The sequence below is a fragment of the Streptomyces cyaneus genome, from assembly GCF_004028635.1.
GTDB classification, from domain to species: domain Bacteria; phylum Actinomycetota; class Actinomycetes; order Streptomycetales; family Streptomycetaceae; genus Streptomyces; species Streptomyces cyaneus.
The window spans coordinates 150,143-162,367 of record NZ_RQJW01000006.1; the positions used below are offsets into that span (position 1 = coordinate 150,143).

Annotated in this window: 11 protein-coding genes, 3 pseudogenes and 1 riboswitch; of the genes and pseudogenes, 4 read left to right on the forward strand and 10 right to left on the reverse strand. The window is 70.4% G+C overall.

Features of this window, described 5'->3' with window-relative positions; translation table 11 throughout:
• Positions 1–12: 12 nt before the first annotated feature.
• Positions 13–531: pseudogene (locus EHO50_RS22780) on the reverse strand (Uma2 family endonuclease).
• Positions 532–682: 151 nt separating this feature from the next.
• Between EHO50_RS22780 and recQ the strand changes: the two are divergent.
• The gene (recQ, locus tag EHO50_RS22785; protein ID WP_128433474.1) at positions 683–2,689 is read left to right on the forward strand and encodes a DNA helicase RecQ; all 2,007 of its coding nucleotides are present in this window, start codon (positions 683–685) and stop codon (positions 2,687–2,689) included.
• Between the two features lie 121 nt (positions 2,690–2,810).
• Here the strand turns inward: recQ and EHO50_RS22790 are convergent, their stop codons facing one another.
• The 4 genes from EHO50_RS22790 to fahA form a co-directional block, all read right to left on the reverse strand.
• Positions 2,811–3,749 carry a M56 family metallopeptidase gene (locus EHO50_RS22790; RefSeq protein ID WP_128432970.1) on the reverse strand — a complete coding sequence of 313 codons (939 nt, stop codon included), beginning with the start codon at positions 3,747–3,749 and terminating at the stop codon, positions 2,811–2,813.
• Positions 3,750–3,960: 211 nt separating this feature from the next.
• Positions 3,961–4,338, reverse strand: coding sequence for a GntR family transcriptional regulator (locus EHO50_RS22795; protein WP_128432972.1), 378 nt, complete (start codon positions 4,336–4,338; stop codon positions 3,961–3,963).
• Positions 4,335–5,129, reverse strand: a complete 795-nt coding sequence (locus EHO50_RS22800) for a hypothetical protein (RefSeq protein ID WP_128432975.1) — start codon at positions 5,127–5,129, stop codon at positions 4,335–4,337. Before EHO50_RS22800 ends, EHO50_RS22795 begins: the two co-directional genes overlap by 4 nt.
• Before the next feature lie 123 nt (positions 5,130–5,252).
• On the reverse strand, positions 5,253–6,476 hold the full coding sequence (gene fahA, locus EHO50_RS22805) for a fumarylacetoacetase (protein WP_128432978.1): 1,224 nt from the start codon (positions 6,474–6,476) through the stop codon (positions 5,253–5,255).
• A gap of 251 nt (positions 6,477–6,727) precedes the next feature.
• Here fahA and EHO50_RS22810 point away from each other — a divergent pair, with 251 nt between their 5' ends.
• Together EHO50_RS22810 and EHO50_RS22815 are read left to right on the forward strand one after the other, a co-directional pair.
• Entirely contained in the window at positions 6,728–7,189 is a 462-nt protein-coding gene (locus EHO50_RS22810) for a carboxymuconolactone decarboxylase family protein (protein WP_128432981.1), read from the forward strand.
• 144 nt (positions 7,190–7,333) lie between these two features.
• Complete coding sequence (locus tag EHO50_RS22815; RefSeq protein ID WP_128432984.1) at positions 7,334–8,164, forward strand: HAD family hydrolase; 831 nt, start codon at positions 7,334–7,336, stop codon at positions 8,162–8,164.
• A gap of 34 nt (positions 8,165–8,198) precedes the next feature.
• Here the strand turns inward: EHO50_RS22815 and EHO50_RS22820 are convergent, their stop codons facing one another.
• From EHO50_RS22820 to EHO50_RS46090, 3 genes are all read right to left on the reverse strand, one after another.
• A complete protein-coding gene (locus tag EHO50_RS22820; protein ID WP_128432987.1) occupies positions 8,199–8,969 on the reverse strand; it encodes a LysM peptidoglycan-binding domain-containing protein in 771 nt (256 codons plus the stop codon).
• A gap of 5 nt (positions 8,970–8,974) precedes the next feature.
• Positions 8,975–9,154: riboswitch (cyclic di-AMP (ydaO/yuaA leader) on the reverse strand.
• Between the two features lie 153 nt (positions 9,155–9,307).
• Positions 9,308–9,895, reverse strand: a complete 588-nt coding sequence (locus tag EHO50_RS46085; protein ID WP_425472248.1) for a CocE/NonD family hydrolase C-terminal non-catalytic domain-containing protein — start codon at positions 9,893–9,895, stop codon at positions 9,308–9,310.
• Between the two features lie 13 nt (positions 9,896–9,908).
• A complete protein-coding gene (locus tag EHO50_RS46090) occupies positions 9,909–10,073 on the reverse strand; it encodes a hypothetical protein (RefSeq protein ID WP_246101342.1) in 165 nt (54 codons plus the stop codon).
• Between EHO50_RS46090 and EHO50_RS46095 the strand changes: the two genes are divergently transcribed.
• A complete protein-coding gene (locus tag EHO50_RS46095) occupies positions 10,072–10,332 on the forward strand; it encodes a hypothetical protein (protein ID WP_246101344.1) in 261 nt (86 codons plus the stop codon). The genes EHO50_RS46090 and EHO50_RS46095 overlap by 2 nt on opposite strands.
• Here the strand turns inward: EHO50_RS46095 and EHO50_RS46100 are convergent.
• Together EHO50_RS46100 and EHO50_RS22830 are read right to left on the reverse strand one after the other, a co-directional pair.
• A pseudogene (locus tag EHO50_RS46100) lies at positions 10,228–10,740 on the reverse strand (CocE/NonD family hydrolase); the annotation flags it as partial. The gene EHO50_RS46095 and the pseudogene EHO50_RS46100 sit on opposite strands and share 105 nt — an antisense overlap.
• Before the next feature lie 320 nt (positions 10,741–11,060).
• A pseudogene (locus EHO50_RS22830) lies at positions 11,061–12,217 on the reverse strand (peptide MFS transporter); the annotation flags it as partial.
• Between the last annotated feature and the right edge of the window lie 8 nt (positions 12,218–12,225).

A 12,225-nucleotide genomic window follows, 5' to 3' on the forward strand; every position in this document is an offset into this window, starting at 1 on the left:
CGGGGCGGGCGGCTACTGGTCCTTGCCGCGGTGCGTCTTGATCTGGGTGAGGTCGAGGTCCATGGGGAAGGGGGCGGTCAGCGTCATCCGCTCGCGGAAGATGCCTACGCCCGTGTAGGTGCCCGCGGCGGGCTCCAGCTCGAAGGCGTGCACAGCGGCGTGACCGTCCTCGTTCTCGACCCCTCGACTGCCAGTACGACGGCGGCCGCCGGAAGGCGGGTCAGATCGAAACTCGCCAAGGTTTCTCGCCGGGCGACGATCACGTCGGTTCCGGCCTGTTCTGCTGGTCGATGTCCATGGTGAACCGGCACAGGACCGCGAACTCCGACGGTGCAGCGCTGTCCAGCTGTCGGCTGAGAAATCCATGGCGCGCTCGTGGAACACCGACTGACGGCACGGGGACACCAGGGTCGCGTCGATCAGTTTGGTGTGCGGTGGCAGGTTCGGGATGCGGTCCAGGTCGTCTGCCGTCCAGCCACCGTCGGGCGGAATCGGCCAGTCGGGCTCCAGCGCATCGTTTGTCGCGTTCACCAGGGCTCCGGGCAGAGTGGTGTCGATCGCGCAACGTTATCGATCGATTACGGATGGCTGGGGTGTGAGCCTGTGGATAACTCCGGCACTGTCGGCGGTGGCCCCTATCGTGGGTGCAGTGGTCGAGGGACGACGTACGGGGGACATGGCGATGGGTGCGACGGGCGGGATCAGTGAGATGCCAAGGGTGACCGAGGCGGCACAGGCGAGCGGTAGCGAGGCGCTGGCCGCGCTGCACCGGGTCTTCGGGTACGACGCCTTCCGCGGCGAGCAGGAAGCGGTCATCGAGCATGTGGTGGCCGGCGGTGACGCCGTCGTGCTCATGCCGACCGGAGGCGGGAAGTCGCTGTGCTATCAGATCCCGTCCCTGGTCAGACCCGGTACGGGTGTGGTCGTCTCCCCGCTCATCGCGCTGATGCAGGACCAGGTCGACGCGCTGCGGGCGCTCGGTGTGCGTGCCGGGTTCATGAACTCCACGCAGGACTTCGACGAGCGGCGGGTGGTGGAGGCGGAGTTCCTGGCGGGTGAGCTGGATCTGCTCTACCTCGCACCGGAGCGGCTGCGGCTCGACTCGACGCTGGACCTGCTGTCGCGCGGCAAGATCGCGGTGTTCGCGATCGACGAGGCGCACTGCGTGTCCCAGTGGGGCCACGACTTCCGCCCCGACTATCTGGCCCTCTCCCTGCTCGGCGAGCGCTGGCCGGACGTGCCGCGGATCGCGCTCACGGCGACGGCCACGCATGCGACGCACCAGGAGATCACCCAGCGGCTGAACATGCCGACTGCCCGGCACTTCGTGGCGAGCTTCGACCGGCCCAACATCCAGTACCGGATCGTTCCGAAGGCGGACCCGAAGAAGCAGCTGCTGAGCTTCCTGCGGGAGGAGCACGCGGGCGACGCGGGCATCGTGTACTGCCTGTCGCGCAAGTCGGTGGAGGCGACGGCCGAGTTCCTGAGCCGCAACGGCATCGAGGCGGTGCCGTACCACGCCGGCCTGGACGCTGGCACGCGCGCGGCGCACCAGTCCCGGTTCCTGCGGGAGGAGGGCCTGGTCGTGGTGGCGACCATCGCCTTCGGGATGGGCATCGACAAGCCGGACGTGCGGTTCGTCGCCCACCTCGACTTGCCCAAGTCGGTCGAGGGCTACTACCAGGAGACGGGCCGCGCCGGCCGTGACGGGCTCCCCTCCACGGCCTGGATGGCCTACGGCCTGAACGACGTCATACAGCAGCGCAAGCTGATCCAGTCGGGCGAGGGCGACGAGGCGTTCCGGCGCCGGGCCGCCTCGCACCTGGACGCGATGCTGGCCCTGTGCGAGACGGCGCAGTGCCGGCGCGGTCAGCTGCTGGCCTACTTCGGTCAGGACCCGGATCCGGTGGGCTGCGGAAACTGCGACACCTGCCTGACACCGCCGGAGACCTGGGACGGCACCATCGCGGCACAGAAGGTGCTGTCGACGGTGGTGCGGCTGCAGCGGGAGCGGGGGCAGAAGTTCGGGGCCCTGCAGATCGTCGACATCCTGCTGGGCAAGCGCACGGGCAAGGTCATCCAGTTCGATCACGATCAGCTGTCCGTGTTCGGCATCGGCGAGGAGCTGAGCGAGGGCGAATGGCGGGGCGTCATCCGGCAGTTGCTGGCCCAGGGCCTGCTCGCGGTCGAGGGGGAGTACGGGACGCTCGTGCTGACGGAGGCCAGTGGGTCGGTGCTGCGGCGGGATCGGGAGGTGCCGCTGCGCAAGGAGCCGAAGAAGGCGGCTACCTCGCGGTCGGCGTCGGGTTCCGCGGGCTCCGGGCGTGGCGAGCGCAAGGCGAAGGCCGCGGTGGCCGAGCTGCCGGAGGAGCTGGTGCCGGCCTTCGAGGCGCTGCGGGCGTGGCGTGCCGAGCAGGCTCGGGAGCAGGGTGTTCCGGCGTATGTGATCTTCCATGACGCGACGCTGCGGGAGATCGTGACGGTGTCGCCGACGTCGGTGCGGGAGCTTGGGAGCGTCAGCGGGGTCGGGGAGAAGAAGCTGGTTACGTATGGGGAGGGGGTGCTTGAGGTGCTGGCCTCGGTGCGTGGGGAGACCGGCGCGGGGGTGGCTGCCGACGCGGATGCGGGGGCCGATCACGGGGTGGACGAGTGGCCTGAGGTGGAGCCGGAACCGGAGGACTGGGCCTAGGGGGTCGGCAGCGGAGCTCGGCAATTGCCGTGTGCTCCGCGGCGAGTCCCCGGCGCTGAGGCTGGGCGCGAGGTGCCGCGCAGGAACGCCAGCCCCGGCGCGACGGTCAGGCCGGCGACGGTCAGGCCAGTGCCGTCAGCCCCGGCGCGAACGTGATCAGCAGCGGGAGCAGCGGGACCAGCGCTGCCAGCGCCGTCGTGAGGGCCCGGTGGCGGCGGCCCAGCCGTGGCGGGGGCTGGAGGAGGCGGTTGACGCGTTCGCCCAGGAGGCGGTGGGTGGAGGCGCAGGAGAGAACGCCCCGGTGTTGGTTGAGTTCGATCAGGGCCAGGGCCGTCGTCAGGTGACCGCAGCGGCGGGACGCCGTGTCGTCGGCGGCCAGTTCGACCAGGCGGTGGGTCTGGTCGCAGAAGTGGGCGAACAACGGGATGCGGGGGAAGCCGGTGGCAAGCGCGGTGGAGAGGTGCAGCAGCCAGTCGTGGCGGGCTTGGGCGTGGCCACGCTCATGGGTGAGGACGGCGTCGAGCTGGTGGTCGGTCAGGCGATGCAGGGCGCCCGTGGTGACGATCAGCTGGGGCTGGCTGCCGGGCATCCACCAGGCGTCGGGGTACTCGTCCTCCAGCACCAGGAGCGGGCCGCGCGCCGAGCCGAGGCCCGCGGGCAGATCGGGGGCGCGTTCGCGCAGGTGGGCCCTGGCCTGGCCGCGTCGCCGACGCGCCTCGACGAGCTCGCGGGCCAGCATCGCGGTCGTCCAGGCGGCACCGCAGGCCAGCAGCACGGTGAAGGTGGCCGCCCAGGCGGGCGCGGCCGAGAGGTCGTACGCCTCGGTCACCGACGGCGGCGCGGGAGCGAAGAGCTGGGCGCGTACCGTGCCGAAAACGGCGGCGGTGCCAAGGGCCAGGGCCGTCAGGCAGCACAGCAGGACCGTGGCGACCAGGCACTGCCACACCCAGAGCGCGACCACGGGTTCCTGTTCGGGCCAGGTGGCCCGGGTCAGCGCCCGGGGGACGGGTACGGCGGCCGTCAGGGCGACGACGCTCAACAGGAGCAGGCAGACGGTCATGCCGAGGGCTCCGGATCCTGGTCAGGGAAGGTGCGGGGGCGGCTGTACGGGGCGGTGGGCGATGAACACACCTCCCGCCGCCAGCCAGTATGACGGTGACTGTCGCCGGAGTCAGCGGGAAAGAGCCGCCGAACTCGCCACCGGGCATCATGTGTACGCCGACATGGTCGTCGTCCGACAGCCTGGCGTCGCCGTGCGTCTGCGCCCCGGCCTAGGCGCGCAGCGCCTCCCGGACGGCCGCCACCACCTCTGTGTCGTCCGCTCCCAGCGCACGCGCCTGGTCTGCGAACCGCCTTGCCAGGGCGGCCAGTTCGGCGCGATCGGGACGGTGGACGCCCTCCGGGAGCGGGGCGACGCGGGTGCCCGCGCCTCGCCGGGTGCGGATCAGGGACGCCGCCTCCAGCTCGCGGTACGCCCGTGCCACGGTCCCCGTGGCCAGCCCCAGGTCGGCGGCCAACTGCCGTACCGTCGGCAGGCGTTCGCCCTCCGAAAGGCGGCCGGTGGAGATCAGGGCGGCGAGCTGAGCCCGGATCTGTTCGTACGGCGGGACCGGGCTGGTCGTGTCGACGCGCAGGCCTGCCCCGCTCATCGGCGGTCGGTTCCGCCGGCGCCGGCCCGACGGCCCCGCCATGCCGTCGCCCGCGGCGAGATGATCGTGAACAGGCACCACGGCGCCATGAGCAGGGCCAGCAGGGCCAGCGGCCACAGCACCACGTTCGCGGCGGTCCCCACGGCACCGTCGCAGTTCGTGCTCATCAGCGCGCCCGATGCCGTCGATGCCGCGCCAAGCAGGGAGGACGAGACCACCAGGCCCCAGGCGGCGACGATCGCCAACGTCCGGTCGCGGCGGGACTGTTCGTCGCCGGGGCGGGTCGCGATGCGCCGCAGGGACCAGCCGCAGGCGGCCGTGGACAGGGCGAGGGAGGCCAGGATGGGAAGGCCGTAGTAGATGCCGGGCCAAGGGGTCAGCGACTGAGTCACACCCCGGCAGGTCACCGTGAACGCGCGCCCCGCACGGCCCAGGTCGTCCGGCGACGCCACCACGGCCGCGGCCGTCAGCAGGACGACCAGCGCGGCCGCGAGGCCGAGCAGCAGGAGGGTCATCCGGGGCGGCACGTAGTCGCGGACCCGGCGTGGAGTGAGGCCCGCCGTGCGTACGGCGCCCCGGTGCGGCGCGGTCAGGGCGTCGCCCAGCAGCACTCCGGCCACCGCGCACAGGCCGAAGACGAGGATGGCGTAGAGGGTGCCCTCCCCGTCGTTCAGGGCCAGCAGCCGGGAGGCCAGCACTCCGACGGCCAGGCCTGTCCAGCGGGCGTAGCGGTCGACGGGTACGCGGGACGCGGGCGCCGACGCGGAAGGGCGCGAACCGAGTTTGAGCATGAGAGACACAGACCCCCGTGGAGACGACTTGTACGCAGTCGTGTGCGCAGTTTTGTACGCAGATTTGTACTCACCACTTGTATCAAGTGGTGAGTACAAGATGCGGCCTCCTGGAGCTTTGTGTCAACTGCTTGCTACAACTTGCCCGGTGACCTCCCCCAGCCCCACTCGAACCCCGCCCGGCCCGGGAGCCCAGGCGGACAGCGTCACCACATCGCCGTCCTCCAGGAACGTCCGCTTGCCGTCCGGGAGTTCGAGGGCGTCGCGTCCGTTCCACGTCAGCTCCAGCAGTGACCCACGCTCGCCTTCTGTCGGGCCGCTCACCGTGCCCGAGCCATACAGGTCGCCGGTGCGTAGCGAGGCGCCGTTCACGGTCATGTGGGCGAGTTGCTGGGCGGCCGTCCAGTACATGGTGGAGAAGGGGGGCTCGGAGACCACGTGGCCGTTGATCGAAACGGAGATCCGCAGGTCGTAGCCGCCGGGTTCCGTTTCGGAGCCGGAGTCGTCCAGGTACGGCAGCAGCGGGTACGTCCGCTGAGGCGGTGCCACCCGTGCCTCCTCCAGGGCGTCCAGCGGGGTGATCCACGCCGACACCGACGTGGCGAAGGACTTGCCGAGGAACGGGCCGAGGGGGACGTACTCCCAGGCCTGGAGGTCGCGTGCCGACCAGTCGTTCAACAGGCAGAGGCCGAAGACGTGCTCCCGGAAGTCGCCCAGCGCCACCGGCTCGCCCATCTCCGACGGCATGCCGACCACGAAGCCGACCTCGGCCTCGATGTCCAGGCGGATCGACGGGCCGAAGACCGGGGCCGGATCGGCGGGGGCCTTGCGCTGGCCGGACGGTCGTACGACATCCGTGCCGGACACCACCACCGTGCCCGAGCGGCCGTGGTAACCGATCGGCAGGTGCTTCCAGTTGGGCGTCAGGGAGTCCGCCGCGTCGGGGCGGAAGATCTGGCCGACGTTCCGGGCGTGGTTCTCGGAGGCGTAGAAGTCGACGTAGTCCGCGACCTCGAAGGGCAGGTGGAGGGTGACCGAGGACAGCGGGTGGAGGAGGTCCGCGATGGCCTCCTGGTGCGCCGGGACCGTCACCCACGCCGTCAGTGCGCGCCGTACGTCCGACCACGTGGTGCGGCCTGCGGCGAGCAGCGGATTCAAGGAGTCCTGCGCGAGCAGTGGGGCGTACGGCGAGCCGAGCGCGTACGCCGCCTTGCCCGCATCGAGGACGTGGTCGCCGAGCCGGATGCCGACCCGGCGTGCGGAGTCCGAGCCGGGGAGGGAGAAGACGCCGTACGGAAGGTTGTGCGTGCCGAAGGGGTCGCCCTCGGGGAGATCGAAGGGGGGCATGGGGTGCTGCCTCACTCTCATCCGCTCCGTGTGCCATTGCCATGTGGTCGGGGCACACGTTACGGGTGAGTCGCCGGTCTTGGGCAGTGCGGAGTTCGCGTCGCCAAGGCAGGCGAATCGCCAGGTCGTCGCACTCGGCCGCCCTTACGCCCCCCAGGTGCGTCGGAATCTTTTCGCGCGGTCGGTCACAACCGCTGCCCCCGCTCCGTCAGTGCAGTGAAGACGGAAACACGACTCAGGAGGCAAGCATCATGCGGGCACGGATGACCAACCCGGCGTACGTCCTTCCGAACGCGATCAAGGGGGTCGGCACGCTCCTCCAGGCGATCGGCGAGGGCGGCCTGCCCCAGGAACTGGTCGAGATCGTCGGACTGCGGGCGAGTCAGGTCAACGGGTGCAGCGCCTGTGTCCACGGCCACATCGCCAATCTGCGCAAGGCAGGGGCGAGCGGTGAGCGGATCGACGCCGTGTCCGCCTGGCGTGAGGCGCCCTGGTTCACCGACGCCGAGCGGGCCGCGCTGCAGCTGACCGAGGCGGTGACGAGACTCGCGGACCGTTCGCACGAGTCGGTGCCGGACGCGCTGTGGGACGAAGTGGCCGATCATTTCGACGAGAAGGAGCTGTCGGCGCTGATCCTCACCATCGCCGTCACCAACATGTTCAACCGCGTCAACACCACCATCAAGGAGCCCGCGGGCACCACGTGGGAGTGAAATCGCAGTCGAAGCAGGGCAGTTGCGGCGCGGAAGCGAACACGGAAACAGCAGCGGAACCGGAACTGGTGTCAACACATGTGAACACAGCAGCCGTCCGGTTCACATCGAGTCGATGGGGCGTCCTGTCCGTATTCTCTGATCATGGCCCCACCCATCGCATATTCACTCATCGCCACTGACCTGGACGGGACGTTGCTGCGCGGCGACGACACGCTCTCGGACCGGTCCCTCGACGCGCTCGCGCAGGTGGCGGCGGCCGGCGCCCAGCACCTCGTCGTGACGGGACGGCCGGCGCCCAGAGTGCGGCCGCTCCTCGACGTCCTGGGCAGCAGGGGGCTCGCGGTGTGCGGACAGGGCGCGCAGTTGTACGACGCCGGCGCGGACCGTCTGCTGTGGTCCATCACCCTGGACCGGGAGTTGGCGGAGACCGCGCTAGGCAAGATCGAGGCCGAGGTGGGGCAGGTGTACGCGGCCGTCGACCAGGACGGCGTCGACGGGCTCACGCTCATCGAACCCGGGTATCTGATGCCCCATCCCACCCTGCCGGCCGTACGCGTCCGGCACCGCGACGACCTGTGGTGCGAGCCGATCAGCAAGGTGCTGCTGCGCCATCCCACGCTGTCCGACGACGAGTTGGCGGCGACGGCGCGCGCGGTGGTCGGTTCCCTCGCGACGGTCACCATGTCGGGGCCGGGCACCGTCGAACTCCAGCCATGCGGCATCACCAAGGCGACCGGTCTCGCGCTCGCCGCCGAGCATCTCGGCCTCGGCGCGCACGACACCATCGCCTTCGGTGACATGCCCAATGACATCCCGATGTTCGACTGGGCCGCGCGCGGCGTCGCGATGGCCAACGCGCACCCCGAACTCAAGGCGGTCGCCGACGAGATCACCCTCTCGAACGAGGACGACGGCATCGCCGTCGTCCTCGAGCGACTGTTCGCGGGGAGCCTGGCCGACTTCGCCCAGTAGTGCCCGTTCTTCGAATGGTAAGGAATGGTTTCGCCTAGTAGGGGCCGTTCACGTTGTCGATCGAGCCGTACCGCGCGGCCGCGTAGTTGCACGCGGCCGTGATGTTCGCGACCGGGTCGAAGGGGTCGTAGACCGTCCCCGGCACGTGGTAGGCCGCGAAGGTGGGGTCGATGACCTGGAGGAGGCCCTTGGACGGGGTGCCCGCCACGGCGTTGGAGTCCCAGTTGTTGATGGCGGCCGGGTTGCCGGACGACTCGCGCATGACGTTGCGGTAAATGCCGTCGTATGACCCGGGGATTCCGTTTTGCGCCATGATGTCCAGCGCATTGCGGATCCAGCCGTCGAGGTTGTCCGGGTACGACTTCACCGAGGCCGGTGTGGCGTGGGCGACGGCGGACTTCTTGGCCGGTGCGGACGCCTTGTCGGCCGTCTTGCTCGCTGTGCCGGTCTTCGTCGCCCGGACCTTCAGGTCGAGGCCCGGGTGGATCAGTCGGGGGTTGTCGCCGACGGCCTTGCGGTTGTCCTTGTAGAGCTGCCGCCAGCCGCCCTGCGCGTCGTACCGGTCCGCGATGCCGTAGAGCGAGTCGCCCTTCTTTGTGGTGTACGCGACGGTCTTGGCCTTCGCCGCGGACGGCGCGGACTGCGGTGCCGCCTGTGCGACGGCGGGGGCCTGGGCCGGCGCTGCGGCGCTCGCGGTGGTCGCGCTCAGGAGCGGGAGGGCGAGGGCGGCGGTGCCGGTTCCGGCTGCGACGACGTGGCGGGTGAGCGGGTTGGTTCTGGGACGACGGTGCTTGCCTCGGGCCATGGCGCTGTTCCTCTCCGACGCCTGCGAGGTGAGCTGTCGGGTTCGGGCGGGAGATGCCCGGCCGCGCCGCCGTGTGGCAGCGCGAACTTCACCCCGAGCCGGTCCGGTGCGCCATCAAGGCGTCCGGTGCGGCGACTTACCTGGGTCCCCCGCTCCTGCCGTGCGTGAGTGAGTGCGTCGATGGATGACTCGGGCGGCGGCAGGATTCGGCGTCCGCCCGACTGAGCGGGAACGTATGCGAGAGCACATGCCCGGAACAAGTGCCATGGTCACCCGTCGTGCCGGTTGACCATGGTCTGGTGCGTATGGGGTGCTTGATCCTTTGCGGTTGCCAACCCTCAACTTGCGCTCGACGCAAGGGGGGAAGGGGGTGCGTCCGGCCGGATGCATGCCCGGGTGTGCGTGACCCAATTCACTGGCATCCGCAAGAGCGGCAAATCGGGCAATGGCTCCAACTCGCTGCTAATCGGCTGTCCGTTGAGTCTGTTTCTCCCGTATCCGGCGGAAAAGAACCTCTTCGCCCTCCGTGCAAGTGACCTCGTTGCAGGTGATGAAATGCCCCTTTCGCGCGTGTACGTCTCCAGTGCGTCCTCCGTGAACCCCAGGCCGTCGGGGCACGCGCGCGTGCCGAGTTCACGCCGAGCGGCTCCGCCTGCTCCGGTTCCTCGAAAGTGATCGATGTGTAGTCCGCTAGTCCGCTGATTCGTCCAACGCACGCGCGCGTACCGGGAGTTCCAGTGCGCTCCCCGCCAGCTAAAGGGCCACGGCAGCGCGCGGTCCCGCCCATGGCGCGCCGACATGTTCAGCACGCCCCGCGTGACCAGGGTCGAGGAGCCGTCGGGTGCCACGTCGCAGAGCCGGGCGACGACCTGCCCGCGCGGCACCTCCGAGGCCAGCCGTAGCCGCACCTTCGGCCGCCCCAACACTCAGGCCCAAGACTCAGGTCTCCTCGCCCACTTCGGACTCGAAGCAGGCGTACGTCATGCTGCGCACGTGGGGAGAGGGCCCGGCCGGCTCGCCGACCCAGCGGCCCGGCGGCGTGGGGTACACCGTGGCCGGGCGGTGGGAGTCGCTGACGTAGGCGGGCAGCAGGGGCTCGGACATGACGCCGGTGTCCTCGTTCTTCAGCCAGCGGTCCCACCAGCGCAGCGTCTCCTGGAGGAAGCCGAGCGCCGGACCGCGGCAGGCCCCGGTCCGGGTACTGGTGCGACCAGGGGCCGATCAGGCCGAGGACGCGGTCGGCGGGCAGGTGCTCGATCAGGCGCAGGACCGTGTCGCGGTACGGGTCCTGCCGGCCGCCCACCGCGAGGACGGTGGCGTCGATCGCGCCGTAGCCTCGCAGAGGCTGCCGGGGCGCCAGTAGGCGTCGCGACTCTGGTGGTCGAGCCGGGTATGGATGAACGGGGCGAGGGCCTCCAGCCGCCCCGGCCGTATGTCCCGCCAGGCCTCGTCCGACGTACCGCGGATCCGGTGGGCGGGAGGCGAAGGTGAGCATGGTCGACGGCCGGGCGTGCATGTCTACGGCGAGGACGGAACCTCCTGTGTAGTGCACGTCGTTGTCATAGTGATCGTCCGTTGAACAGACCGTGACGATCGCCTTGAGCGGCTCGGGCGCGAGGGCCGCGATCTGGAGGGAGCTGAAGCCGCCCCAGGAGATGCCGAACATGCCGAACATGCCGACCCTGCCGTTGCACCAGAGCTGGGCCGCCGGCCAGTTGACCACCGCGACCCCGTCTGCGAGCTCCGCCGCCCAATACTCGTCCGTCGGCATGCCCCCGCTGTCGCCGTGCCCGCCGGATGTCCACGCGGGCGGAGGCGTAGCCGTGGCCGGCGTACCAGGGGTGGCGTTGGTGGTCGCGGGGCGGTCCAGTCGGTCAGGCGGTACGGCGGGTATTCGAGGAGCGCTGGTATGGGCTCGTTCGTCAGCGGGCGCCACACGCGCGCGTACAGCAGAGTCCCGTCCGGGAGCGGGATCCAGAGTCCTCGTGAGTCGTCTCGTGGGGGAAGGGCGTACGGATGTGCATGAGCGGGATCCCCGTCCGGTCGGTGCCTCGGGTGCAACGCGCCCGGTCAGTGCACTGGGTCGGCGGAGGAGTGCCCGGCGGTCGGCAGCGCCGTGAGCAGGAAGGACAGGCCGTTGAGTACGACCCCGGTCGCGATCTTGTTGGACGCGTGTGGCTGTCTGTGCCCCATCCGGACCTACGGCGCGGCGACGACCGGGGCGAGGGCGACCTCGAAGGCTGCCAGGGCGGAGGCGTACCAGTCGGCGGGGAAGCCGAAGCCGAGGATCGACGTCTCGGCGTTCGTCGAGGCCGGCAGCATCATCGTCGAGTACGCCTGGACGAGGATGAAGTTGAAGACGGTCGAGGCGTTGAAGACCGTCAAGGCGAGGAAGAGGACGAGGTATGGGTGCAGGCGTCCGCGGTCCATGGTGAGCCGGTCGGCGGTGGTGAGGAGGACGGTGACCGCGGCGGTGGCCGCGAGGCCCGCGATCATCAGGCGGCTCGCCCGGCGCGATGGGGGGCGCCCCGCGCGAGCCTGTTCGAGCGTGGGGGAGGCCGGGGCCGGCGCGAACTCGGCGGCGTGCTTCCGTCCGGCCAGGTGACGGCGGCCGCCTGCGTACTGGCCCAGACCGAACGTCATGCCGATCGCGGCCGCCGAGGAACCCCAGTGCCAGCCCCTGTGGTCGCAGAGCCGGCCGGTGATCAGCGGGCCCGTGAAGGCGCCGATGTTGATGGCCATGTAGTAGTGCGCGAAGCCGGCGTCACGGCGGTCGTCGTCGGTGCGGCAGAGCTTGTCGACCATGGTGGCGACGTCGGGCTTGAGCAGGCCCGTGCTCGCGCTGATCAGGCCGAGGCCCACCCGGGTCATACCGGCGGTCGGCACCGACGTGGCGTAGTGGCCGCAAGCGATCAGGATGCCGCCACACAGCACCGCGCGGGACGAGCCGAGGATGCGGTCGGCGAGTCAGCCGCCGGCGACGGAGACCAGGACGGAGGCCAGATGGATGAGGGTGCCGTAGGTGGCGGAGAGGGAAGCGGCGGAGGCGGAGACGGAGGCGGCGGTTTCGGCGACATGCCCATGCCGCCGTGGGCGACCGTGTCGGCGAAGCGCCGCACGAGGATGGCCTGCGTGCCGAGGAACGAGATGCGTTCCCAGACCTCGAGGCCGGAGAGCGTGAGCAGGCCTCTGGGCTGGCCGAAGAAGGCCTGGTCATCGCGGGCCGGGGGGCCGCTCTCGGGCTCGATGTCGCCTT